This is a genomic window from Streptomyces sp. NPDC104106 (assembly GCF_055584345.1).
Map to the genome: position 1 here is coordinate 78,254 of NZ_JBVJMF010000029.1, position 22,777 is coordinate 101,030.

The 22,777-nt window shown below is 68.0% G+C and carries 24 protein-coding genes and 2 pseudogenes; 18 read left to right on the forward strand and 8 right to left on the reverse strand.

Annotated elements, in window-relative coordinates; all coding sequences use genetic code 11:
* Positions 1–104 precede the first annotated feature (104 nt).
* The 8 genes and pseudogenes from ACZ60X_RS40600 to ACZ60X_RS40635 all read left to right on the forward strand — a co-directional run.
* Positions 105–583, forward strand: a pseudogene (locus ACZ60X_RS40600) (transposase); the annotation flags it as partial.
* A 49-nt stretch (positions 584–632) separates the two neighbouring features.
* Positions 633–1,513, forward strand: a pseudogene (locus ACZ60X_RS40605) (IS1380 family transposase); the annotation flags it as partial.
* 577 nt (positions 1,514–2,090) lie between these two features.
* Positions 2,091–2,972, forward strand: coding sequence for a transposase family protein (locus ACZ60X_RS40610; protein WP_469610189.1), 882 nt, complete (start codon positions 2,091–2,093; stop codon positions 2,970–2,972).
* Between the two features lie 101 nt (positions 2,973–3,073).
* The gene (locus tag ACZ60X_RS40615; protein WP_469610191.1) at positions 3,074–3,385 is read left to right on the forward strand and encodes a hypothetical protein; all 312 of its coding nucleotides are present in this window, start codon (positions 3,074–3,076) and stop codon (positions 3,383–3,385) included.
* A gap of 118 nt (positions 3,386–3,503) precedes the next feature.
* Positions 3,504–3,692, forward strand: a complete 189-nt coding sequence (locus ACZ60X_RS40620; protein ID WP_469610193.1) for a hypothetical protein — start codon at positions 3,504–3,506, stop codon at positions 3,690–3,692.
* 257 nt (positions 3,693–3,949) lie between these two features.
* Positions 3,950–4,111 carry a hypothetical protein gene (locus ACZ60X_RS40625; RefSeq protein WP_469610196.1) on the forward strand — a complete coding sequence of 54 codons (162 nt, stop codon included), beginning with the start codon at positions 3,950–3,952 and terminating at the stop codon, positions 4,109–4,111.
* Positions 4,108–4,722 carry a response regulator gene (locus tag ACZ60X_RS40630; RefSeq protein ID WP_469610198.1) on the forward strand — a complete coding sequence of 205 codons (615 nt, stop codon included), beginning with the start codon at positions 4,108–4,110 and terminating at the stop codon, positions 4,720–4,722. Before ACZ60X_RS40625 ends, ACZ60X_RS40630 begins: the two co-directional genes overlap by 4 nt.
* A 64-nt stretch (positions 4,723–4,786) precedes the next feature.
* A complete protein-coding gene (locus tag ACZ60X_RS40635) occupies positions 4,787–4,987 on the forward strand; it encodes an SCO3870 family protein (RefSeq protein WP_469610201.1) in 201 nt (66 codons plus the stop codon).
* A gap of 24 nt (positions 4,988–5,011) precedes the next feature.
* Here ACZ60X_RS40635 and ACZ60X_RS40640 read toward each other — a convergent pair whose 3' ends face one another.
* A complete protein-coding gene (locus ACZ60X_RS40640; protein WP_469610204.1) occupies positions 5,012–5,302 on the reverse strand; it encodes a hypothetical protein in 291 nt (96 codons plus the stop codon).
* 302 nt (positions 5,303–5,604) lie between these two features.
* Between ACZ60X_RS40640 and ACZ60X_RS40645 the strand changes: the two genes are divergently transcribed.
* On the forward strand, positions 5,605–5,922 hold the full coding sequence (locus ACZ60X_RS40645) for a hypothetical protein (RefSeq protein ID WP_469610206.1): 318 nt from the start codon (positions 5,605–5,607) through the stop codon (positions 5,920–5,922).
* Between the two features lie 91 nt (positions 5,923–6,013).
* Here the strand turns inward: ACZ60X_RS40645 and ACZ60X_RS40650 are convergent, their stop codons facing one another.
* The 3 genes from ACZ60X_RS40650 to ACZ60X_RS40660 form a co-directional block, all read right to left on the reverse strand.
* Positions 6,014–6,334, reverse strand: coding sequence for a hypothetical protein (locus tag ACZ60X_RS40650; protein ID WP_469610208.1), 321 nt, complete (start codon positions 6,332–6,334; stop codon positions 6,014–6,016).
* Between the two features lie 428 nt (positions 6,335–6,762).
* The gene (locus ACZ60X_RS40655; RefSeq protein WP_469610211.1) at positions 6,763–7,140 is read right to left on the reverse strand and encodes a peptidoglycan-binding domain-containing protein; all 378 of its coding nucleotides are present in this window, start codon (positions 7,138–7,140) and stop codon (positions 6,763–6,765) included.
* Between the two features lie 146 nt (positions 7,141–7,286).
* Positions 7,287–7,670 carry a peptidoglycan-binding domain-containing protein gene (locus tag ACZ60X_RS40660; protein ID WP_469610213.1) on the reverse strand — a complete coding sequence of 128 codons (384 nt, stop codon included), beginning with the start codon at positions 7,668–7,670 and terminating at the stop codon, positions 7,287–7,289.
* A 267-nt stretch (positions 7,671–7,937) separates the two neighbouring features.
* Between ACZ60X_RS40660 and ACZ60X_RS40665 the strand changes: the two genes are divergently transcribed.
* Both ACZ60X_RS40665 and ACZ60X_RS40670 read left to right on the forward strand, forming a co-directional pair.
* On the forward strand, positions 7,938–10,658 hold the full coding sequence (locus tag ACZ60X_RS40665) for a BTAD domain-containing putative transcriptional regulator (RefSeq protein ID WP_469610216.1): 2,721 nt from the start codon (positions 7,938–7,940) through the stop codon (positions 10,656–10,658).
* 443 nt (positions 10,659–11,101) lie between these two features.
* Positions 11,102–11,743 carry a hypothetical protein gene (locus ACZ60X_RS40670; RefSeq protein WP_469610220.1) on the forward strand — a complete coding sequence of 214 codons (642 nt, stop codon included), beginning with the start codon at positions 11,102–11,104 and terminating at the stop codon, positions 11,741–11,743.
* Here the strand turns inward: ACZ60X_RS40670 and ACZ60X_RS40675 are convergent.
* From ACZ60X_RS40675 to ACZ60X_RS40685, 3 genes are all read right to left on the reverse strand, one after another.
* On the reverse strand, positions 11,723–13,534 hold the full coding sequence (locus ACZ60X_RS40675) for an NAD-binding protein (RefSeq protein ID WP_469610223.1): 1,812 nt from the start codon (positions 13,532–13,534) through the stop codon (positions 11,723–11,725). The two genes, ACZ60X_RS40670 and ACZ60X_RS40675, sit on opposite strands and share 21 nt — an antisense overlap.
* A 698-nt stretch (positions 13,535–14,232) precedes the next feature.
* Positions 14,233–14,667: a hypothetical protein gene (locus tag ACZ60X_RS40680; RefSeq protein WP_469610225.1), complete on the reverse strand. Its 435-nt coding sequence runs from the start codon at positions 14,665–14,667 to the stop codon at positions 14,233–14,235.
* 34 nt (positions 14,668–14,701) lie between these two features.
* On the reverse strand, positions 14,702–16,330 hold the full coding sequence (locus tag ACZ60X_RS40685; RefSeq protein WP_469610227.1) for a restriction endonuclease fold toxin-2 domain-containing protein: 1,629 nt from the start codon (positions 16,328–16,330) through the stop codon (positions 14,702–14,704).
* A gap of 446 nt (positions 16,331–16,776) precedes the next feature.
* Here ACZ60X_RS40685 and mobF point away from each other — a divergent pair, with 446 nt between their 5' ends.
* From mobF to ACZ60X_RS40720, 7 genes are all read left to right on the forward strand, one after another.
* Positions 16,777–17,667 carry a MobF family relaxase gene (gene mobF, locus ACZ60X_RS40690; protein ID WP_469610229.1) on the forward strand — a complete coding sequence of 297 codons (891 nt, stop codon included), beginning with the start codon at positions 16,777–16,779 and terminating at the stop codon, positions 17,665–17,667.
* Complete coding sequence (locus ACZ60X_RS40695) at positions 17,561–18,724, forward strand: hypothetical protein (protein ID WP_469610232.1); 1,164 nt, start codon at positions 17,561–17,563, stop codon at positions 18,722–18,724. The genes mobF and ACZ60X_RS40695 overlap by 107 nt, the downstream gene beginning before the upstream one ends.
* 424 nt (positions 18,725–19,148) lie before the next feature.
* Positions 19,149–19,757 (forward strand): hypothetical protein, encoded by a 609-nt coding sequence (locus tag ACZ60X_RS40700; RefSeq protein WP_469610234.1) that lies wholly within the window; start codon positions 19,149–19,151, stop codon positions 19,755–19,757.
* Between the two features lie 40 nt (positions 19,758–19,797).
* Complete coding sequence (locus ACZ60X_RS40705; RefSeq protein ID WP_469610237.1) at positions 19,798–20,490, forward strand: hypothetical protein; 693 nt, start codon at positions 19,798–19,800, stop codon at positions 20,488–20,490.
* A gap of 321 nt (positions 20,491–20,811) precedes the next feature.
* Positions 20,812–21,015 (forward strand): hypothetical protein, encoded by a 204-nt coding sequence (locus ACZ60X_RS40710; protein ID WP_469610239.1) that lies wholly within the window; start codon positions 20,812–20,814, stop codon positions 21,013–21,015.
* A gap of 155 nt (positions 21,016–21,170) precedes the next feature.
* The gene (locus tag ACZ60X_RS40715; RefSeq protein ID WP_469610242.1) at positions 21,171–21,701 is read left to right on the forward strand and encodes a Ku protein; all 531 of its coding nucleotides are present in this window, start codon (positions 21,171–21,173) and stop codon (positions 21,699–21,701) included.
* Positions 21,702–21,980: 279 nt separating this feature from the next.
* The gene (locus tag ACZ60X_RS40720; RefSeq protein WP_469610245.1) at positions 21,981–22,424 is read left to right on the forward strand and encodes a peptidase inhibitor family I36 protein; all 444 of its coding nucleotides are present in this window, start codon (positions 21,981–21,983) and stop codon (positions 22,422–22,424) included.
* Positions 22,425–22,572: 148 nt separating this feature from the next.
* On the opposite strand, the gene ACZ60X_RS40725 is transcribed toward ACZ60X_RS40720, so the two are convergent.
* Positions 22,573–22,777 (reverse strand): DUF6233 domain-containing protein (locus ACZ60X_RS40725; RefSeq protein WP_469610247.1); only part of this gene is annotated, 205 nt, incomplete at its 5' end.

Consider the following 22,777-nt stretch of genomic DNA (forward strand, 5'->3'; position numbering starts at 1 on the left):
CTCCCGAGCTGGAAGCGACAGTTGATGACTGACGTGGTGAGTGACGCCAAGGCCCAGGAGGTGCCCGTGACGAGGTCGTGGACGATGCCCTGATCCAGCAGCTGATGGCCCGTGCGAAGGACGGCGGGATGAAGCTGGCCGGCGAGGGCGGTCTGCTGCAGCAGCTGACCAAGAAGCTGCTGGAGTCCGCCTTGGAGGGCGAGATCACCGACCACCTGGGCCACGAAAACGGCGAGCGAGCTGAGGCCGGGCGGAGGGAGAACTACCGCAGTGGCCACCGGGCCAAGACAGTGACCACCGATATCGGCACCGTCGAGATCGAGGTTCCCCGGGACCGGGCCGGCACCTTCGAACCGATGATGGTCAAGAAGCGCCAGAAGCGCCTTGCCGGTGTCGATGAGATGGCGCTGTCCCTGTCGCCACGGGCCTGACCCGCGGCGAGATCTCCGCCCACCTGGCCGAGGTCTATGGGGCGAGCGTCTCCAAGCAGACCATCTCCACGATCACCGACAGCGTGGTCGCGGGGATGGCGGAATGGCAGAGCCGGCCGCTCGACGCGGTTTACCCGGTCGTCTTCATCAATAGGCGGCCCTGACGCCGTGGCGGAAGCAGCGGGCGGTGCATGATCCGACTTCGGGCACCATCCGCTGATGGGCTTCGTCGACCACGGCCGGGGCGGGAGCGGCGAGCCGGTCGCGGGCCTGCTGCGACCCGGCAACGCGGGCAGCAACACCGCCGCCGACCACATCACCACGGCCCAGCTCGCGCTGGCCCAGCTGCCCAAACACCATCGACGTGGCCGGCGGACACTCATCCGTATCGACTCCGGCGGTGGCACCCATGAGTTCGTGGCCTGGCTCTCCGCCCGCGACCGGTGGCTGTCGTACTCGGTCGGCATGACCATCACCGAGGCCATCCACCAGGCCGTCCTGAAGGTCCCCGGGTCCGCGTGGACACCGGCCGTCGAGCCGGACGGCGAGGTCCGCGACGGCGCCTGGGTCGCCGAACTCGACGCCGGCAGCGACTGCCTGAAGGGCTGGCCCAAGGGAATGCGGCTGATCGTCCGCAAAGAACGCCCGCACCTCGGAGCCCAGTTGCGCTACACCGACGCCGACGGCCATCGCTTGACCTGCTTCGCCACCAACACCACCGGCCAGAAGACCGCCCGGCTGGAGCTGCGCCACCGCCAGCGGGCCCGCGCCGAGGACCGCATCCGCGCCGCCCGCGCCACCGGCCTGCGCAACCTGCCCCTGCACGACAGCGCACAGAACCAGATCTGGCTGGAGATCGTCCAGACCGCGCTCGACCTGCTTGCCTGGATGCCGATGCTCGCCCTCACCGGCACCGCCCGGCTCTGGGAACCCCGCCGCCTACGACTCCGCCTGCTCTCCGCCGCCGCCCAGCTGGTCACCACCGCCCGCCGCCGGCACCTCAGGTTCGTCCGCCACTGGCCCTGGACCGACGTGATCACAGAGGCCATCCAGGACTCGCAGCCCTTCCGAACCCTGGCTGACCAGCACGTTCCCGTCCCTACGAGTAGCACCGCCCCGCCGGAGCCGTGGAACCCGGCGCCCACCCGATGCGACAGTCGGGCCGCCGTCACACCCGAAAGTCACCGCCGAACGCAAATCGGCCGCCAGCAAGAACTGACGGCCAATCACGAAAGTTCGAGGTTAAACCGCTAATCCGTAGAATACCGGCGGTCCGATCCCGCCGCGGACTGCGTCGGCGCCGTCCCGGCAAGCTCCGCGCGGATAAGGCGTACTTCTCCGCCGACCATCTCACCTGCATTGCACGCGCCGGGGGCTCGGAGGCGTCTGGGCCGGGCTATTCGCGGTCCGGAGGGCGCGGCCCCGCGGATTGAACGCCGAGCGGCACGAATTCGCTGTCGCCGAGCGGTTCCTTGAGCGGGTGAGCGAACAGCTCGCCGGCGAGCGCGCCTCGGTCGCTCCGGCCCCGGGGCAGGTGGGCGCCGGACGGTGATGCTGATCCCGCACCGCACTCCGGATCCGGTGGGTAGCGTTGCGGCTCTGGCCGCAGTTCCGTGAACCCCCTGGTCAACGGCGGGAACGCGGGATCGTTTCGGCAGTGTGTTTCCTGCCGCGGCGAGCAAGACGGTCGAGGACGTGCTGTTTCCCGGGATCGATGTGCGGGTGGAGCGGGTAAGCGACTGCTGCGACATCCTGACGGGGGAGGCGGTGTCGACGGCACGTCCGGGCCGCTGTCCGGGCTGCCAGAAGCAGGCGAGACGGGTGCACAGTTCGTACCAACGCAGCCTGGATGAGCGTCCGTTGGGATCGCAGCGGGTCGTCGTCCGACTCCGGGTGCGCCGGTACTTCTGCGACCGGAAGAGGTGTTCCCGCAGGACGTTCGTCGAGCAGGTGCCGGGCCTGTCCGAGCGGCACCGCCGGTCGAACCGTGACGCGAGCATAGACCCGGACCTGCCGTATCGGATGTCGCTCGTGTGGAACACCGAATTGGGCGCGTGCACCTTTACGATCAGCACGTCCCACACCAGTCCTTCGAAGCATCTCGTGGCAGATGGGGTCGGCCTCCTCGCCCGCACCAGAATGGTCGACGATCCGAGCGAGATGCTCCATGCCAACCCGCTGAAGATGGAGGGGTGGCCGGGTGACACCTGGGGTGGCGACAATGTCCTGGACGTCGACTCCCTCGGACACAAGTCGACCGCCGAGCAGCTTGACATCGGTGTGCACTGCGTCAACAGCCTGATGAACTTCTTCGCGGTCGACAACAACATCAAGATCAAGCCGACGCAGACCTCCGTCACCGTGAGCCGGCAGGGGGACGCCTATCCTGGTATGGAAGTGGTTCAGTACCGGACCAATCAGGCGCCGCGCGTGATCGCTACGGATCGCATGGCGAGCGAGAGCGGCATGGACTCGGCCCCCTGGTGGGGCACGAAGATCAACAAGACGTGGACGGACGGGAAGTGCGTTTCGGGATGCTGACGCGAGAGACGGAATCCTCGGGCGGTCCTGGCGTGCGCCGGGTACTGGAGCGGATAGGGCGATTGGTCCTGACGTATGTGGCCCTGCATACCGTGGCATGGGTGATCATCGCCCTCCTCGTGTCCTCGGAGGACTCGTTCACCGACGTCATGCGGCTCGGCTTCGGCATGCTGGCTTTCATCGGCATACCGACGCTGCTCCTCGCTCTCCTCGCGGGCCTGGCTCACACGCAGATGGACGTCACCAAGTTCCGGGCGGGGCTGGCCTTCCCAATGGCGTTCTTCGTGTGGCCTCTCCTCGGGGCAAGTTTTCCCCAGCCGCTGGTGTTCCAGCTCCTGTGCCAGATCGCCTTCGCCGCGTACCTGATGCCCGCACCACTTGTTCCGGAGAACTGGACGGGACAACCGCAATAGCCCGGCCGGTCTGAGGACTGACGGCCGATGCCCCGGTGGAGAAATCCGCCGGGCCATCAGCCGTGTGTGGCGAACGAACAGCCCTTCTGCCTGGAGGCCGCTTCATCAGCGTCGCCCCGTGTTCGAGGCCAGCAGCCCGCAGGAACTCGGTGGCTACACCTACGCGGGTGACAGCCCTGTCACCAACAGTGACCCCACAGGCCTGTGTTTCGCGGACGTCTGCGGCGTCGGCACCCCCAAGGGCGACGGCGCCGGTGAGACCATCACGGACGGCTCGATCGATCCGGACACACCCAGCGCTAGCTAGCCCAGGGATGCGGCCTCCAGCGGTGCCGCGCTGCCGGGCAGGGCGACGGATCGGTTCCTGACACAACGGGCCGGCCACCACTGACATATGTCACACGATTCCATGATGATGTGCCCTGCCTGAGGGGCAACTCCCCGGAGAAGCTGAACACATGAGGACGGCGAAACGTCCTCCGACACCGGGACGCGAAACGGTGTGCGGTGCAGGTACGGGCAGCGAAGGAACGTGTAGTGCTGTCGGTCGAGAACGGTGGGGCCATGACGGCGGAGCGCGGAAGCGGCTCGGGGTGCGCGGGACTGTGCGAGCGGCTGGCGTCGGTGGACGGGGCGACGCTGGAGGCGGGAGTGGCCGGGAAGAGCGCGTTTGTGCTGGTGGAGGAGGCGCCACTGGTAGCGGCGACGAACGAGGTGATGCCGTGACGGCGCCGGTGCGGCTGCTGTTGGCCGACGATGAGCACCTCGTCCGGGGAGCACTCGCTGCGCTCTTGTCCCTGGAGGACGATCTGACCGTCGTCGCCGAGGCCGCGACCGGGCCGGAGGCGTTGGCGATGGCACGGGCGCACGAACCCGACGTGGCTGTCATCGATCTGCAGATGCCCGGTGCGGACGGAGTCCGGGTCGCCAGCTCCCTCCAGGCCGAGCAGCCGGGCTGCAAGGTGTTGATCGTGACCAGCCATGGCCGGCCGGGGCACCTGAAGCGGGCGCTTGCGGCGGGCGTGCGTGGCTTCGTCCCGAAGACAGTCAGCGCGCAGCGCCTCGCCGAGATCATCCGTACCGTGCATGCCGGAAACCGCTACGTCGATCTCGAGTGGGGCGCCGATGCCATCTCCGCGGGCGACTCACCGCTGACCGAGCGGGAGGCGGAGGTGCTGGAACTCGCCGCTGACGGAGCTTCCGTCACGGAGATCGCCGAGCGGGCCGCTCTGTCACCAAGGACCGTGCGCAACTATCTGTCGTCGGCCGTCTCCAAGGTCGGAGGGGATAACCGGCATGCGGCGGTACGGCTCGCGCGCGAGAAGGGCTGGGTGTAGCCGAGGAGTGTCTCAGTTCGCCCAAGGCGGTTCAGCAGCAGATCACAGTGTGGAGGAAGTACTTATGAAGAAGGTCTCGTTCGGTCCCCTGGTCGCATCGATCGCGGCGCTTGGGACGGTGCTCGGTTTCCTCGCGCTCCGGCTTCGTGCGGATGGCTATGAGCCGTACGTCGACTCTGTGGCCACGGCTAGCGTGGTGATGTATGTGGCCTCGGCCCTGATTGTGGTGACGTGGGTTCGTGCCCGTCGGCCGCACTCGGACTGATGATGATCGGGCTCTGAACGGCCGCTATTCGGCGATTCCGGCGGCCCGCAGGCTCTCCAGGTCCTTGAGCACGTCCTTGAAGTACTTCGAGCGGGTCGGAGCCACGAACCGGATCCTGAGCCCTCTGCGTAGGCAGCGCGACGAAAGATACGCATAGAGACCGAAACTCTCTGGTCCAAGACGCTCGAAACGGACGGCGCTCCAGATCTCCAGCCGCGCCTCGAAAAGGATCTGCTCCGTCGCTGCGTTGACCTGTGCCGCACCGCTCAACCGTGTGGAGTTGATCTCATGGCCCTGCCAGGGACTGGTAGGCACTCCAACTATCGGCATGTTCTCCCCCCGAGCCGCCTTGCACGTCCAATGGTCAGTTGGTGCAGGCATTCGATCACAGACAGTCTCGTACGATCACCGTTGATCGTATACCTTCGTCAGGCCGTCCACACGGTTGCGATCGCGGAGAAGAATCAACTCCTCTCACTGGTCGCCGCCCGAAGCGCAGCTTGCCGGCCGCTGTGGCATCGGGAAGGGACTCGCAAGGCTGCAGCACTCTTCCTTGAGAATCATTCGTGAAAATTACCAGAAAAGACACTTCGACCCCATACTTGACGGAAAATCAAATGTTCATCTTCCAGTCGGAACGACCCAATCCGCTTCCCCACCTCGCGCCCATTAAGGAAGCTCTTCAACAAGCTCTCAACGACGCGGATGAAACAGAGCGCGCTGGCCTGCGCCGTGCACTGGACATCCTCGATGGCTTCCTCTCTTCCGACGGCCCTGTGACGCAAGACTGGGCTCGTCGTACACTCGCCGTCGCTGGAATAGACCCCACGAAGAAAGAGATGAAGGCCATTCAGGCTCTTCGGTCCGCACGGCCAGACCTCGGCCTGAAGGAAGCCACCAACCTCGTCCGCTCGCTCAAGTCACACGATGGCTGACGCCCCATCCGGTGCACGGCTTTCGGCCGCGCGGCTGGAGAGGGCACTGACAGACAGTTGGTTCCGGCATCACTCCGGTCGAGCATGTCGTTCAGCGCCTCCAGGCCTCCAGCGTGTCGTCGCGGTTGCTGATGCCGTGTGTAGCGAGCAGGCCGATGCAGGAGGCGATGTAGCCGCCAAGGTCGACGATGAGGTCGTAGAAGGCCTCTTCGTCGTCGTGGAAAAGCCGGACCATGAAGTCCGCCGTCTGGTCCATGCCGGTGGGGCCGGTCAGCAGTGTCTTGAGCATCTCCACGAGCGGGGCACGAGGAAGACCCTGGACTGCGGCCGCCTTCTCGAAGTCGGCGATGATGGCGGCCGCGTGGCGATCGCGCTGCTGAGCGAGCCAGGCAGTCAGCCCCGCCGCCGCCACCCCCGGCGCCGATCGCGAGCATGTTGACGTTGTCGGCGCCACTCGCAGCCAGGTCGCTTTCGGCTGCCCGGATGACCACCTGGCACGCGGGGGAATCCGTACGGATCCGCGCCGTCTTCGCGGCCGGGTCGAGGGATGCACTCACCAGGTCCATGCCCGGGTCTTGGGGTGACGTCATGCGGGCATCTTTGTCTTCTGGCAGGGCAGTTGAGTGCTGAACGCGTGAACCCAGCCCCAGCGTGACCGGTTCCCGATCCTCCCGCCGAGCGCAGGGCGGACTTTGCCGAAGGTCGTGGGTAGGCCCGGCGGGTCGCGTCTCTGGTCGCACCTCTGCTCGCGTCTCCGGTCGCGCTTCTGGTCGCGGCTCTCGTCGCTCGCTCTCGGCACCGCCGTCAGAAGAAACCGACGACATCTTCCTGCGCCACCGCCTACTCGCGGCAGCGGAGGTCGTTGAGCCACCAGTATTCGAGAGTCGACCAGGTGTCCGGGCCGACGATGCCGTCGGGGGACAGCCCCGCGCACCGCTGGAAGGTGAGGAGGTCCCGCTTCGTGCCGAAGTCGAAGACCCCGGTCACGATCCCGTCACTGCGGCCGAGGACACTGTTGAGCTCACATTGCAGTTGGGCGACGGCCGGGCCGGTGCGGCCGATGGGGAATGAGGGGTCTCCCACGAGGTAGGCGCAGGCCAGATGGGCGGGGCGGACCGGGCCCCTGGTGACTGCCTGGGCGGGGGCGGCCACCAGGGCACCTACCGAGGCAAGGCAGAGCGTGGCGGTAGCGGCCGCAGGGCTCGTGCGTATGGTCACGTTCGGGTCTCCTCGCTGGCTGGGCGAATCGGTGCGAATCACGGCCCGTGCTCTGGGCTCCCCCGTAGGCCCAGAGCACGGGTGACGGCACCCCGGCGTACCGCGCCCCGCCGATTCGAGGTGCGGTACGCCGGGTAGCCCGACTGTCAGTAGGTGGTGGGCAGATAGGTGTAGCAGTAGCCGTCGTAGTAGTCGCTGAACGATCCGAGCAGGGCGTCGCCGGTGGCCGGCCCGACGTCACCGTCGCTGGCGGTCCCCCAGCCGTGCTGGCGTGCCCAGGTCTGGAACGTCTTGATCGCGGCCTCGGTGCTGGGCCCGAAGACTCCGTCCTGGGCGGTGTAGGCCGGGGCGGGGGAGTCGTCGATGAGCTTCTGCACGCACCACACCGCGTGAGTGTTGTTCCTCTCGCCCGGGCCGACATAGCCGGCGTTGGGGTTCGCGGAGGCGGAGCCGGCTGTTGCACCGAGCGCCAGCAGGGCAGCGGAGGCCGCCGTTACGGCAGCCTTGGCCATCATGCTCTTGCGGATCATGGAATGCCTTTCGCTTTGGGGTCGGCGATCACACGGATAACTGTGGGCGGCCGCCCGGGTGCGAACCTGGTATCAATCTTGTATGCGCTGCTGAGGCGGGGTATCCAAGGCGCGGGGAGTCTTGGATACGAGGGGAACTATGGCGACGGTGCTTGGTCTGCTCGGCGGCCGTGAGGCACGTGTGGGACCAATCGTTCGCCTGGGATGTGCCTGGCGATGGGTAAGCGACGCTGGAGTGAACGGTGTGCGGGAGCGTCTGGGGAGGGGATGATGACGGCTGAGTTCCGCTTACTGGGGGACATCGAGGCCCGTGTCGATGGCCAACTGGTTGATCTGGGACATCGCCGACAGCGGACGGTGCTGGTCGTTCTGCTGGTGGAGGCCAATCGGATCGTGCCTGTCGACCAGCTGGTCGAGCGGGTGTGGGCGGGGCGGCCCCCGCAACGCGCACGGGACACGCTCTACGGTTACTTGCACAGGTTGCGCAAAGCTGTGGCTGTCATGTCAGGGGTGGACATCCTTCGACAAACCGGTGGCTACCTCATCTCGGTCGATGAAGCCCTGGTCGATGTGCACCGGTTTGGTGAGCTGATACGACAAGCGCGTGCGGCGGAGGACGACTCAGCTGCGATGGCGTTGTTCGACGAAGCGTTGGCATTATGGCGGGGCGATCCGTTCTCTGGCATGGACACGCCCTGGCTGAACGACGTCCGGGAGGCCCTGCACAAGGAACGGTTCGCGGCCGAGCTTGACTTCACCGATCTGCGGCTGGCGCAGGGCCAGCACACGGAGCTGGTGCCCACGTTGGCCAGCCGGGCCAGCGAATACCAGTGGGACGAGCGACTGGCGGGGCAGCTGATGCTCGCCCTGTACCGGTCGGGCCGGCAGGCTGACGCCCTTGCCCGCTACGAACAGACTCGAACGCGGTTGGCCGAGGAACTCGGTCTCGACCCCAGTCCCGCCCTGCGGCAGCTGCACCAGCGGATCCTGACCGCCGACCCGAACCTGGCCGCCTCTGGGCCGCCCGCGACCGCCGCTGCCGAAGAGCCCACACCGGACACTCAACTGGATCGGGCGGCCCGCGAACTGGCCACCGCCATAACCCGGCAGTGGACCGCGGAAGCCGAGATCCGCTCATTGCACCGGCCGGCGCCGATACGCTTACGGTGGTCGACCACCGGTCGGCCAGTGACAGGCGAGAGCGAGGTGGTCTGTGGTGACATCTTTGACGTGGCCTTGAAGTTCCGGTCGCTTCCGGTACGTCAACTGGTGGTGCTCGGCGAGCCGGGGGCAGGCAAGACCGTGCTGGCGATCTTGCTGACCCTGGGGCTGCTGGCCGACCGCACGCCGGGCGATCCGACGCCGGTACTGATGTCGCTGACGTCCTGGAATCCCCAACGAGACCACCTGCACACCTGGTTGGCGCGCAGGCTGTTGGAGGAGTACCCCGGTCTGGGCAACACTAAGGCGTACGGACGCGATGCCGCGACCCGCCTGGTGACCGATGAGCGGGTGATACCGGTGCTCGACGGCCTCGACGAGACGCCACCGGGCCTGCACACCGCCGCGATCGATGCGATGGACCAGGCGATAGCGGGCGGCCGGCCACTCGTGGTGACCTGCCGCACCAACGAGTACGAGAACGCAGTCCGGCACGGCGCCATCCTTGCCAGCGCCGCGGTGGTGGAGATCGAACCAGTTGAACTCGACGACGCCATCACCTTCCTCACCGCACGCCACCACCGCGGTGATACCCGCTGGCAACCCGTCGTCGAACACCTGCGCCACCACCGCGACGGCCCACTTGCACAGGCGCTGTCTACCCCGCTGATGGTCGACCTCGCCCGGACGGCCTACCGCGACCCCACAAGCGACCCCAGAGAACTCCTTGATCCGCAACAGTTCCCCGACCGAACCACGATCGAGGACCAACTGCTCGACACGTGGATCCCCGCTGTTTATGCCCGACGTCCTCAACCGCCGGGTCCGCAGACCGCGGCGGTCCGGAACTACGGTCCGGACCAGGCCCAACAATGGCTGACATTCCTCGCTCGCCACCTACAGCACCTGCAAACCCGCGACTTCGCCTGGCAGCACCTGGTTTGCGCGCTACCCCGGCCCGTACGAGGACTTGTCTTCAGCCTGCCCGCGGCAAGTCTGTTCGCCATCGCCGGCCTGCTGGCCAGAGGCCCCATTCTGGCCTGGATCTACGGGCTTTCCACCGCCGTGGGCGGTTGTGCCGCCCACGGCTGGGGAACACGGTCAGGACCATTGCGGGTCAAGGCTCGCTTCCGACGCACGGCGTTGCCGTTCCTCGGCCGGTTCCTGATCGGGGTGGTCATCAGTGTCGTGATCGGGGTGGTCTGGTCACTCCCGACCTGGACGGTGGTCATACTCGCGTTCGCCATCGGGTTCAGCATGGGACTGCACGTCTGGCTGGAGGCGCCGCGGGAGGTAAGCCGTGCGTCCGGCCCGGCGACGACCTACGCTCAGGACCGTCTCGCGACACTCGCGTTCGCGTTGTCAGTGGGCGTGTCGATCGGGCTGTTCTACGGGTTCGCGATCTCCGTCAGCCAGCCGCACTCCAACCTCGGCGCGGCCGCGGACCCCTTTCACTTCGTCCGGGCATTGCCGGCCGGACTCGTATCAGCATTGTTCGGCTGGTTCGCATTCCGGTCCATCGGCAGCGTGAGCTACGGGCTCGCTGGCTTCGCCATCGGCGGCCAAGCAATGGCCCAACACATTCCGTTAAGCCTTGGCCTCGCGGCAGGAGCGGTATTCGGGCTCGCCATCGGACTCACCACGGCACTGTCTCGATCGTGGGGTGTCTACCTGCTCAGCCGGGCTTGGCTCGCGCTTCTCGGGCGGACACCCCTGCGGCTGAACCAATTCCTTGAAGACGCCCACCGCCGTGGCGTGCTGCGCCAAGTCGGCTCGATCTACCAGTTCCGCCACGCTCGACTACACGACCGTCTCTCACGGACCTGACCACGATCTCTCGGCCCTGCGACCTCCTCATGTGGCGATCATCGGTGACTACCCGCCTCCTGCAGCCCGTGACGTCAGTCCTCCCACACTGTCGGGTGGAACGCCACTGCTTGCGACAAGGTGGCTCATCCAGGAGGTGACGGACTGGAAGCCATACCCGTCGCAGCCGACGATGCAGGGGCCGTTGCGTGATCACGTTTGTCCGGAGTGCCGTGCTGGCCCGTCCTTGGAGGGGGCATCCGGGTTCGGGCGGGGGCGGACGAAACCGCCGCCCGGCTGGCCGAGTTCAAACCGGTGCATCTGGGGGCGGCCGGCAAGCAGAGCCTCGTCACCGACGAGGTGGACGAGGCCCAGGGGTCCGCGTTCGACTTCACCGCGCTCGGTCTGCCCGCCCTGCGGGTCGGGCAGCTGGTGGGGGCCGGCGTGCAGGGTTACTCCGAGCGGTGCACAGACCTACGGCCCCGGACAACGGGGGCGGCGGCGCTCCGAGCCTGGGCCGCAGCCTCACACTCGACGACGGCGACCTGGTCCTCGACCCGAACCTCGGCGACCTCGCGATGGTCGTCGGGATCCAGGCCCTCGGCCAGGCGCTGGAGCTGGGCGTCGCCATCCAGTCGGGCAGCGACCGGCTCAACATCCGGTTCGGCTTCGACCGCCGCGCCGTCGGCGCCTACGCCCCCGACCTGCCCACCCGCAAGGAGTACATCACCATGGAACTCGTCCGCTGCTCAGCTCGCATCGCCGGGTCACCGATGTGCGCGAGGTGTCCTTCGAGGACGATCCGCGCTACCTGGAGCTGCGGCCCGAACCCGACGAGGCCGGCCGCGACCGAGAGTCGCAACGAGCTGAGCGACACCGTGGCGAACGTCGACCTCCCACGGTCGAGAAGTCCTCCCGCCGACGCGAGGGGGCGTGGAGGCGGCGCAGCATGCGCGGGTCCTCGAAACCGACGGAGTGCGTTGGCCGGCCGTCCCAGGTGCCGGTACATCCTGCCGGTGTGGCTCCAGATGCGGAACTTGATGGCCTGGTCCCCAGACATCTCGGCGAGAGCCTGCGCCTGCCCGCTATGGGGTTATCGCGGTTGAGTTGAGGCGGGCGAGGCCGATGCGGGTGGCGGCGACGACGATGCTGTCGCCGGCGAGGAGGCCGCGGGCGTGGTCGGCGTGGTTCCACAGGTAGTCGTCGGGGCGGCGGGCCAGGCGGACGGCTATGACGCGTACGCCGCCGAGGTCCTCGATGTCGTGCTGGTTCATCCCGATCAGGCCGGAGTCCTCGTCCGCGGTGAGTTCGGCGATCAGCAGAACGCTGCGGAGGACCGAGAGCGTGCCGAGCACCTCGCGCCCCATCAGGGCGGCGGCAAAGGCAGGGGCGGCGAGGTAGGAGACCGAGCGGGAGGCGACGTTGTCGAGGGTCGCGTAGACGTGCCGGGCGAAGTCGTCGTCGAACAGCCGCAGTACCACCCGGATGGCGGGGTTGACCGCCCGGGCCTCAAGGGCGGCCTCCAGGTTGACGGCATCGTCCCTGGTCACCGCCACCACCGCGCGGGCGCGTTTGACCTGGGCCCGTAGCAGCTGACCCTCCTGTGGGCCGTCGTCGACCAGCACCGGGATGCCTAGCGCCCCGGCCGCGATCACGCCCCGGGCGCTGGAGTCGCGCTCGATGCCGACCACGGGCACGCCGTCCTCGCGCAGCAGGCCGGCCACCCGCGTGCCGACGTTGCCGAGGCCGACCACGATCACATGGTCGCGCATGCCGGAGCTCGGGCCTTTGGGCAGGTTGCGGCGGCCGGTGGCGAGGGACTCCACCAGGATCGCGGTGGCCACCGGTACGAAGGTGATGGCGAAGAAGGTGATGACCACCTGGGCGGTCCGCTGCCACGGTCCGCCGGTGCCGCCGGAGGGGTCGGCCGGTGAGTCGGGCTGGGCGGCGCCGGCCATGTCCAGCAGGGTGAGGTAGACGGTCCACCAAAAGCTCTTGCCGAAGTACCAGATCACCGCCGCGCCGCCGGCGATCGCGGCGAAGGCAGTGAGGAGCACCAGCCGCAGCCGGGCGCCGGTGAAGAACAGGAAGGTGTCGACCGCACGCCAGCGCAGCCGGGTGAGCCAGGAGACGGCAAGTTGCGGCTCGCTGCTCAGAAACTGCAGCGCGGCCACCCCGCCGCGCTCGCCCGGGGAACGCTCGGTACGGGGGGCGGGCAGCTCGACCGGCGCCTCGGGGCCCACCCTGGTGGCCAGGTCGATGAACCTTCTGGCTTCGCTCTCCACCTCGGGCAGCACCCTGATGCGGCTGAGGTCCTGGTGGTCGATCCGGTCGGCGACAATGCAGACCCTGTTGGAGGAGATGTCCGCGTCATAGGCAATGTACAGATAGCGGTCGCCGACCTGGACCGTGTTCGGCCGGTCGAGCGCCGAGTTGGCGAAGGCCGGGGCGGCGGTGGCGGAGCCGGAGAGCGCCGTGCAGTTCTTCAGCAGTTTCTGCACATGGTCGCCAAGGCGCTGGTTGAACAGCCGCAGCACGATCCGCAGCTCTGCGTTGTGGCCCTGGGCGGCCAGCGCGGCATGGATATTGGTCTGGTCGTCGCCGTCGACCAGGGCGAGGCCGAGGGCGCGTGCCACACCGGCGTCGCGCAGCGTCTCGCCGGTGACGGCGGGCGCCTCGATGACAGCGCTGACGCCGGGCATCCGCTCGATGCGCATCGCGTGGTCACGGCTGAGGTCGGGAACGACAGCGACCACGGGAACCTGGTAGTGCTCAACGAGCTCGAAGACCAGCCGGTGAGCCAGGGCGTTGCCGCCGCAGACGATGTAGTGGTGGACGAACGGCCCGGGTGGTACGGGCCGACGAGCCGGACTGGTCGCGCCCCCATCGCGTGTCATGCCGTCAGATCCTACTGACCTCACCAGAGGGCCGGGGCGGCAGCCTCGCCACGAGTACCATCCCAGGCCCTCAAAGCCGGGCGACGGTGGTTGCCTGTGCTGCCTGGGCGGCGGCGACCGCTTCGGGGTAGCGCTTGCGCTGGCGGGCGAGCATCGCCCGCAGGTTCCAGCTCTGCATGGCCATCTCGGCATCCTGGGCGAGGCCGGCGAGGGCCAGCGCGCTGGGCAGGCGCCCGCGCGAGTGGTAGCCGTGCCGTCCGCCTGATCTCCGCCCTGGCCGGCACCGGCCGCGCGAACACGTTCATTGCCACGCACGTCCCCGGCGAATTGCTCGAGCATTTGCCTCGCGTGGCGTAGCCACACACTGGCTGCTGCGATGACGCGGAGCGTCTAGGGCCTACCAATCCAGCGGTCATGGGCCGGAAGAACTCAGCCGGGCACCGTCGCGGCAATGAAGGGAGGCGCCAGTGACGTCAACGAGCCGACCACCGTGACGGTTACACCAGCGACCGGCCTATCAAGAGGGCAGGTTTTTCGTCGTGCCCCCCTGCTCACGGACCAGTGAGGATGCCGTGGCCGCCGACCGACGCCACACAATGTGGCAGCCGCCGGATATTTGCTGCGGCCCGTACTCTCCGGTCGGGTGCCTGCTCCCGTCCCAGGCGTTTGTAGACGCCCTGCGTGGCACGGGCCGCCGGTCAGCCCTCGACGACCTGGATGTGATGCTTCAGCTCCTCGGCGATGCTTGCTGTGTCCGCGGCCGCAGGCATGGGCCAGTCCGTCTCGATCCCTCGCTCCACGGCGGGCTCGGAGCTGAAGCGGATCAGGTCCGGTGAGGGCAGGAATGTGTCGCGGAGCCAGGCGATGAAGACGGCCGCTTCGTCGGCGGTGTTGTCCGTGAGGACGACCGTGTCCCGCCCCTCGTTGCTGGCGAAGCCGGTGAACTCGGTCCCGTCCTGCGTCACGGCCCAGAAGGAGAGCCGCAGTTGGCGGCCTTGTCGGGTTTCGTAGCGGACGTCGGGGAACGCGGTGTCGAGCGCGGCTGCGAATGCGGCCAGGTCGAGGTTCCAGCCGGCGGGGTTCTTGGCGGGTGCGTAGAGCAGGTAGGTCGTCTGGTACTCGTCGAGGTCCACAGCGGGAGGCGTCCTTCGTCGTTCGCGTTCGGGGCTAGGGCACGTACCGGGAGGTTCCCTTGACTCCCTGGGCCGCCATGAGCGTCTGCCAGTATGCGGCTGCCTCGTTGTCGTTGGTGATGATCTCCAGGCCGCGGATCTGCTTGTGTTCCTTCATGGCTTGCCCGTAGTCGCCCAGTTCGTCCTCGTCCTTGCCGACGAGGATGTCCTTCTTGCTCCACTTCTTCTTGCCGTTCTTGTCGTACTGGTCTTCGAGCGCGAAGGTGTCCGGCGTGCGCCACGCGTTCTTCTTGCACTCGTCGTCCGTGTTCTGCACGTACTTGGCGTCGACCATGTATCCGTCGTCCGGCCGCATCCCGTCCGCGATGGCGCCCTTCCGGGCGTCGGCGGGCAGCGGGATGAGCCGCTCGGGATAACCGGCGGTGCGCAGCTGGTAGGCGTTGGCGGGATCGGTCGGGTCGGTGCCCTTCCCGCCGAATCCCATGGGCCGCAGCGTGTTCACCCACGTCACGAACGCCTTCCGGTCGGCGGCGTTGAGCAACTGGGTGGTACCCGCCACCGGCGGCAGCGGAGCCTTGTACGGAACGTTGGAGTCGGGGTCCCGGTAGGCGGCGGGTATGACGCCGGGCAGGCCGCCCTTGTACGACGCGAGAGCCACCGGCACGGGCACCGGCTCAGGAACTGGGAGAAACGGCAGGCCGGGGAGGCCCGGTGGACCGTCCGAGCCCTGGGGGAGCTTGACGCGTTTCTCGGAATCATCCAGCGCGTGAGCGACATCGCCGAGCCGGTGGATCCACGGATCACCCAGCACGGCGTCGAGGAGGCCGCCGTCGTCGCCGTTGCCGCCGAACATGGGAGAGTCCCAGGGCATCTCCACGTGGAAGATGTTCGCCCGGTCGTCTGCGATCTTCACCTTGGCCGACTCGACGTGGTCGGCGTAGCGGTCGCACGCCTTGGCTAGCTGGGTGCAGGCAGCCACGAGATTCGCGACCAGCGGCTCGTCGGGGTGAGCCTGCTCGGGCGGGGCGGCGAAACCGACGAAGCCCTTGAAGTAGCTGCGGAACGCGTCTGCGGCCTGCCCGGAGTGGGCCTTGTCAGCGGTGTGGGCGCACGCCTGCGCGTCCTCCAGAAAGCGCACCATCAGCTTCGCGCCCCTGCGCCAGGTACCCGCCACGTCCCGCAGCTTCTCCGGCGAGCCGCGGAAACGGTCGCTCATCCCGGCGGGCGCGTACCGGTCGTACCACGCGGTGTCGCCGACGACCTCCGGAAGCTCCTGCCCCAGCCCGAGGAAGCTCTCCGAGCAGTCCGCTGCGGGATCGCCCATGCCGTCGGTCAGATCCACCTGCCGGCCGAGAGCCGCCGAGGCGACACTGCTCTCCCGCGCCATGAGCTCGCGGGACGTACGCATCAGCCCCTTGCCGGTCTCGCCCATCACGTAAGCACTGAAGCCGATCTTGTCGAGCGTCGTGGCTGCCGCGGACCTGTACACCTTCGCGAACGCGTGTCCCGCATCGTCGTCGCCAGCCATGCCGTGCTGCCGGTCGAGTTCGTGGAAGAGGGCGATAGCGGTGTCCCGGGTGCCGACCATGACCGTGTCCACCATGCCCATGGACGCCTTGATCATCCCGTCCACGACCAGTTTCACGTCAGGTGCCAGCCCCACAGAATCCCTCCGCGCTCACTCGCCCGGAAAGGCGGGCGATCAGACCTCCGTTCTATCGCACGAAGATCCTCATGACAGCGTCGCGTCGAGCCAAAGACCACGGAGGCAAGGCATATCGAGCCTCTGCCGATATGCCCCGGACGGAAATGCCGACGCTGGGCGGGCGAGGTAATGGAAGTCGGCTCTGAAACGGAGGGCTGTCTCGTCGGCAGGCACTGTGCTCTCCGGGCTGTACCACGACGAAGCCCGCGGCGAGGGTGCCGGGGGCTGATGGGTGGTGTCGTCCGGGTGGTTGTGCCGGAGAGCGATGACACTGGCTCGCCGGCCCGGGGCCGCTTCCCGTCTGACGGGCAACTGAGAAGAAAGTTCGGGCGCTGCTCCCGCGTGGCGGAACATGAGCCAGATCGGCCCTTTATTGCAGGTCAGGGCTGTGTGGCGTGGTCTCCATGACAGTGGATATCAGGGTCGTCCGAGCCGGGCAGATGTACCGCTACTACCTGCGCCAGACCGTCGTCGGCGACGGCCGCCGCCCGGCCCGTACGCCGTTGCGCGAGGCTCAGGAGGAGGCCGGTGTCCCGGTCGGGCGATGGATGGGCCGCGGCCTGGCCGTGCTCGGACTGCCGCCGGGTGAGGAGGTCACCGAGCAGCAGCTGCGGAACCTCTTCGGCGAGCGGGGCCGGCATCCGTACGCGGACCGGATCGAGGCCGACCTGCTCGCCATGGGCAACTCCCCGAAGAAGGCGTGGAGGGCCGGCGCCCTCGGACGCCAGGTGACGGCCACGGGTGTCGACTTCGTCTTCCGGCCGCAGCCGACGATCTACCTGTTGTGGGCGCTGGGGGATGACGAGACCCGGCGGGTGATCGAGGCCGCGCACGAGCGCGCGATCGAGCGGGTACTGGAGTGGATCGAGGACGAGGTGGCGGTGATCCGGTACGGCAAGAGCGGCATCTACCGGGTACGGCCGCCCGGGGGTCTGGTCGCCGCCCGCTTCCGCCACTACGAGGCACGGTCGGGGATGCCCTTGCTCCATGACCATCTACTTCTGTCCGTGAAGGGGCAGCGCCTGGACGGCAAGTGGGGCTCGATCCACACCCTGGCGCTGCACGAGAACACCGTCGCCGCCTCGGCGCTCTACAACGAGATCGTGGCCGCGGAGGTCTGCGAGGCGCTGGGGCTGGCGGCCGAGCCGCGCGCCGTCGGGGCGCCGGCCGGTGATGGAGATTGCCGGGGTGCCGCACGAGCTGATCCGCTGGACTTCCCGGCGCAGCGACCAGATCGCCGCCTGCCTGGCAGAGCTGGAGCACGAGTACGTCACCGCCGTCGACGACGACGGTGAGCCGCGGTTCCTGCCCGTGGTCTCCGAGCGGGCCCGCGCCAAGCTGAACGGGATCGCCGCGAAGATGACGCGCCCGCCGAAGCAGAAGGCCCGGCCGCTCGCGCAGTTGCGCGCGTGGTGGAAGGTGAGCGCGATCCTTTCCGGTGTATCCGTCGACGTCATCAACTCCCTCCTCGAGTACGCCCATGCCGCGGCTGCGGCGATCCGGTCCCGGATCGCCGCCGTGGTCGATGTCGCCCTGGCGGCCGTCGACGTCACCGCGCCGGTGTTCGTGATGAACGACGGCGGCCGGTTCCACCGCCGGCACCTGCTCGCCGAAGCGCGCCGCCACCTCGCCCTGGCCCTTCGCGGCCGCCGCCGCGACCCCGGCCTGGACGACCGGATCGTGGCGGCCGCCATCTCCACCCAGTGCCTGGACATCAGCGAGCCGAAGACCGCGCGCGGCCTGGAGCCCGGCTACCGGCTCTACACCGCCCGCTGGTCGCTGGCCGACCTCGAACCCGCCCGCCGCCCGCCCACCGCCGCACCAGACCGGCAGCCCCCGGCCGACCGGCGCACACCGCCCGCGTCCCGGCCTTTGGACCTGGAGCCGGGGGAGCGGGAGATACCCCGCGTCCCGTTGCAGTACGAACGGGCCGTCCTCGCCGGTGCGGTGGTCCGCGAGAAGCTGCGCACCACCGTCGCGCGGGGCCGGGCGTACGACGTCGTCGCGCACCAGCAGGCGGCGATGCCCGAGCAGCTGCTCGCGCCCCCGGCCGTCGACCTTGGGCACGACCCCCAGGAGCCGGAGGCTGGACGCCGGGAGGCGATCGACATGACGGCGCTGCGGGCCTTGCGGGAGTCCCGTACGGACGTGGAAGCTCTCGATCTCACGGCCGAGAGGCTGCGTCGCCTCCAGGACGCGTTCACCAAGGCGGCCGACGACTCCCTCGCCCGCAGGGACCGCTACACCGATCAGGACGACGCCGACGCAGTGCGCCCGGTGCGCCAGGACGACCAGCGGGCGCACCGCCCGCAGGAGCCCGGACTGCACCGTGGCCGGGAGGCCGGCCACTGATGCACCCGGTTTTGCGCACCCGGTGTAGTGGTGCGCACCGGCGATGCTCAACTCCACTCCACCGAGTGGCGTCCACTGAGCCTCCGCCAACTTGAAGCCGCAGGTCACAGGGCTGGTGTGATGGGCCTTCAGGGGGCTCACGCTGGTCGTGGGCCGCTGTCTGAGGAGTAGATCATCCGTCAGCGGTTGACTCCGAGGTTCGTCAAGACGAGCAGGGCGCGCAAGAGGTGGGTAGCGGGTGGCCGGATGTCGTCTCGATGCCTCTTTATTGCTTGTAGTCGTTGTATGACGATCTGTAGATTGCAGGAGTCTCTGCTGCCGCAGGCACCTCTGCGGCCCCTTTGACCACGGGGCCGAATGCGGAGATGCCCGGGCAATCCGGGCTGGTATGGGCGTCGTGGACGCCCATAGACGGGAGGGGTCTATGCATTCGTTCTTCAAGAAGACGGCGTTTATAAGCGCCGCCACTCTTTGTATTGTCGGCTCTGCGATGGCTGGCGGTGCCCATGCGGAACCATCACCGGCTTCTGGAAGCAGCGCTCCTCAAGGCAAGCTTCAGGTGATGTCGAACGACGAGTATGTCGCGCGATTCGGCGTGAAGAAGGCGCTGGAACAGGGAGTCCCGCTGCCGACTGGCACTACCGAGAACGGCCCGGCTTTGCCTCGGGATCCGAGCATTCCCTGGTACCACATCTACTGGTCGACGCTCGACTGGGACCACCGCGACATCCCGACGCGCCACGGGAACGACGGCTTCGGGCAGCACCACGCGTGCCAGAAACACAACATGTGCGCAAAACACCCGATCAACGCTCCCTACAACGGCAAGCCCGACAGAGTGAACGGAACCCGGCTCGAGTACGACGGCGTTGTCACCGATGGTTCGAGCGTCAGGATGGTGACCACCAGCGTAGCTGAGGAAGGCGAAAAGGGCCCCGGCGGAGTCCACACTCCTGACGGCCGCCCCATCGGCACAGTGACCGCCTTCTGCCGCGGCCAAACGGTTTGCCGCGACTGGGTCAACAACCTCTGATCCCAGCCCGCAGCGCCAGCAATCGAGGGTAGGAGTTGCTGTGAAGAACGCCCACACCACCGACGTTCTGCTGGCGCTGCGGCGCTTTATCGGCGTCCCCATTCCGGACACGCGTCTGCGGCTGCGCGGATTCGTCGGGGAAGGCGAAGGGCTGCGATTGCGTCTGGAAGACTCAGAACGCCGCCACGTGATGCTCACCCTTCCCACGCGTCGCCCCAACGAGGCAGTCCCGATCGCCACCTGGTGGTACGTGGGCGCCCTCCGTCATGCCGCTCAGTGGGCCGAGACCAACGGCCGACTCTCCTCCCAAGGGCATGAGGCGCAGGTGCTCGACGGCGAAACTCTGATCGCCGACGGCGTGATTCCGGCTGCATCCGAAACGACCACGGACGACAGCCTGGACTACGTGATCGGCGATCTCCTCGCTGACCCCGCCTGGCACAATCGGCACAGTCCCGCCCCCGAGCTGTACCAGCTCATCGGGTTCGACCTTATGACGGAAGAACGCGTCCGCGTATATCTGGAACTTCCGTACTCCCCGCGTACGATCGGCATCGATCTGGCTGTTGTCGATGAGGAAACGGGCATGCCCCGTTCGACGGGCTGGTGGGCCTCGACCAAGCTCAACGCCATCCTCACCCCTGACGAGCCAACCACGCTCGCTGCGCACCTGGTGTCGGACGCAGAGGACCCCAACTGTGACGCCGTCTACGACCTCACTCATTGGGCGTAGCACGCTGCCCGCCGAGTGTGCAGATCGGCTCGCCGGTTCCTGCTCGCTGGGGCCGGCTGGCCTTCTACCATCCGGTGCATGGAGCCCGAACTGCTGGAACGGATCACTGCGCGGCGCGTGGAGCGCTCGAAGAACAGCTGGGCAAGCAGTTGGCGGAGGTGCGGGCCGAGCGGGACGAGCTCGCCGTCGCCGAGCGGGGCCTTGAGCGGATGAGCGAACAGCTCGCCGACGAACGCGCCTCTGTCACTCCGATGCCCGGGCAGGTGGGGTGGACGTGCGGTGATGCTGATCCCGCACCGCACAACGGACATGGAGGAAACCATGCTCCCGCCGGACTACCAGCGCATTCTCGCCGCCGTGCGGCAGGCCGCCGGTCCGGTCATGGCCCGGCACGTCGGCGACGCATGGGGAATCGACGTCAGCGTGCGGTCCAAGCTGGAACCGCTGCGTGGGAAGCTGGTCAGACTCGTCGACCGCGGCTGGCTGCGCAAACTGACCGACGGCCGGTTCACCACCCGCCAGTGACCTGATCTGCCGCCTGCAGCAGCGCGGCGCGGGCGTAACCGGCGTGCCCCTGGCGGCCGTTGGAATTGTGTGCGGTGGAGCGGGCCGGTTGAGGGCGGTGCGTTTCTCCTTGACACGGGTCGTGGTCAAGGAGAAACGCGGCGGGTGCGCACCGGGTGGTCGAAGCGCTGCGCCGCTCCAGCAGGGTGGCCATTGCTAAGTACGCCTGGTCCGGCCGGGAGAGGCTGGGCATGCTCCGGGTCCGCGGCGACGCCCTGGTCCTGCAGGAGCTGCTGTGGCCGGACGAGATCCGCGACCCCACCGAGCTGCTCCCGCCGCCGGTGGAGGTGTCGGAGGAGGAGATCGAGGGCGCGCTGGCCCTGATGGACACCCTGACGGTTGATGCGCTGGAAGGCGAGGAGTTCACCGACCGCTACACCGAGGCGGTAGCCCAGCTCATCGAGGCCAAGCGCGAGGAGCAGCCGCTCCCAAAGGCGCCGGAACCGGAGGAGCCGGCCCAGGTCCTGGATCTGATGGCCGCGCTGAACGCCTCCGTGCAACAGGCCAGGGCATCCCGGGGTGAGAAGGCAGGCCCGGCCGAGGTGCACGAGCTGCCCAAGCCGACGAAGAAGGCGGCCGCGAAGAAGCAGCCGGCCAAGAAGACCGCGGTGAAGAAGACGACGGGCCGCCGTCCGCGCAGCGCCTGACCACGCTGACACTACGGCCTGTCCGATGAGTCAGGTCCCGTCATCTGTCCGGGCCGCCCCCCGTCATGAGCCGTCCAAGCTGGAGCGTTGCCAGCGGTGATGCTGGGTGGGCGGGGGCGTGGAGGCGCTGATGCAGGGTGCGCTGCTGGGATGTGCTCCCGCACCTTCGAAGACTACGAATTGTAGTATTGCCGTCACGCCTCGTGGTCGTAATCCTGGGTGAGGGTTCACGGTCGGCCGTGTGGCCGGCCCCTCTTCCTTCTCCAGAAGGGATCGCTTGTGCTCCGTGCTGCCCCCTCGCGTACGCGCAGCATCGCTGCCGCTCTTTCCCGCCTCGTGCCCGGTGCCGCACTCGTCACCGCCGCCCTGCTGACGGCGGCCGCGCCGGCCTTCGCCGACGCGTCGATCATCCGGGGCCAGGGCCGCGACGCCTGCACCCGGAACTATGTCTGCCTCTACGACAACTGGGACTACAACGCCTCAGGCAGCGCCCGGATCCTGCGCACCACCGAGGACATCTCGCACCTGGACGACTACAACTTCAACGACGTGACCAGTTCCGTCGTCAACAACAGCCGCTACCTCGTGCGGATCTACCCGGACTACGACTTCAAGGGCGTGCCCGTGACGCTCCTTCCCGGCGAGTCCATCAGCTTCAACAACGGCAACGGTTTCAACGACGTGGCCTCCTCCGTCAAGTTCCTGCCCTACACCATCGGATAGGCGGAAGGGCCTGTCGGCGTTCCTCCTTTGGCGGCGTGCAACGGGCCCGCCCCCAGGGGAGGGACGTCTTCATCTCGGACATCCACGGAAAGGCAGGCAGCGGGACTGATGTGAAACACGTGGAGCAGGCTGATCTATCGGCCAGGCCCTAGTCCAGGATGCCGAGGGCGGTGTCCGGCCGGCAGTGGGGGCATGCGGGTACTTGGCGCCGCAGTGCGTCCACGGCCTGGTCCCGGGTCGCGGGGCGGCACCGCCCGCTCTGGGCGGCCGCCCAGCAGCCGCCGGTGTGCACGGCGTCGACGTTGCTGCGGTTGAGCCCGTACTGGCTCAGCCACTCCGGCTGCGGCGGCCGG

Bases quoted from the DNA above. Each gene is read 5' to 3' on its own strand.
- ACZ60X_RS40645 (WP_469610206.1), top strand. From the start codon at position 5,605: ATGTTCATCTTCCAGTCGGAACGACCCAATCCGCTTCCCCACCTCGCG.
- ACZ60X_RS40625 (WP_469610196.1), top strand. From the start codon at position 3,950: ATGACGGCGGAGCGCGGAAGCGGCTCGGGGTGCGCGGGACTGTGCGAG.
- ACZ60X_RS40635 (WP_469610201.1), top strand. From the start codon at position 4,787: ATGAAGAAGGTCTCGTTCGGTCCCCTGGTCGCATCGATCGCGGCGCTT.
- mobF (WP_469610229.1), top strand. From the start codon at position 16,777: ATGACAGTGGATATCAGGGTCGTCCGAGCCGGGCAGATGTACCGCTAC.
- ACZ60X_RS40700 (WP_469610234.1), top strand. From the start codon at position 19,149: ATGCATTCGTTCTTCAAGAAGACGGCGTTTATAAGCGCCGCCACTCTT.
- ACZ60X_RS40660 (WP_469610213.1), bottom strand. From the start codon at position 7,670: ATGATCCGCAAGAGCATGATGGCCAAGGCTGCCGTAACGGCGGCCTCC.
- ACZ60X_RS40675 (WP_469610223.1), bottom strand. From the start codon at position 13,534: ATGACACGCGATGGGGGCGCGACCAGTCCGGCTCGTCGGCCCGTACCA.
- ACZ60X_RS40710 (WP_469610239.1), top strand. From the start codon at position 20,812: ATGCTCCCGCCGGACTACCAGCGCATTCTCGCCGCCGTGCGGCAGGCC.
- ACZ60X_RS40665 (WP_469610216.1), top strand. From the start codon at position 7,938: ATGATGACGGCTGAGTTCCGCTTACTGGGGGACATCGAGGCCCGTGTC.